The organism is Bariatricus sp. SGI.161 (assembly GCF_050313695.1).
GTDB lineage: Bacteria > Bacillota > Clostridia > Lachnospirales > Lachnospiraceae > JAFBIX01.
Genome location: NZ_JBNPLX010000093.1, coordinates 1 through 450, shown reverse-complemented (window position 1 = coordinate 450; position 450 = coordinate 1). Strand labels below are relative to the sequence as shown.

At 39.6% G+C, this 450-nt stretch carries 1 protein-coding gene; it reads right to left on the bottom strand.

The window, feature by feature from the left end; translation table 11 throughout:
- Window positions 1-372 (bottom strand): GTP-binding protein (locus ACQRBH_RS17330; protein WP_427762698.1); only part of this gene is annotated, 372 nt, incomplete at its 3' end.
- Window positions 373-450: the final 78 nt, after the last annotated feature.

The window sequence follows — 450 nt, the reverse complement described above, 5'->3', positions numbered from 1 at the left end:
GATTGTCGGAATCTTCATTGTCTGTAGTGCATGAAACAGTATACGGGTCTGTGCCTGTATGCCATCCTTTGCAGAAACTAATAATACTGCTCCGTCTAAAACGGATAAAGAACGGTATACTTCCGCCAAAAAATCCATATGACCTGGCGTATCTATAATGTTGACTTTTACATCCTCCCACTGAAAAGATGTCACTGCTGTCTGGATAGTGATTCCCCTTTGACACTCCAAATTCATTGTATCTGTTCTTGTTGTGCCTTTATCTACACTCCCTAGTTCTGTAATCGCACCACTGGTATACAATAAACTCTCCGTTAAAGTTGTCTTTCCTGCGTCAACGTGAGCCAGAATTCCTAAGTTAATTATTTTCATGTGATTTTCCTCCTATCAACACCCAAAAAGGGCATAAAAATACCCAGTGATAAATACTCCTATCACTGGGTAAATAAA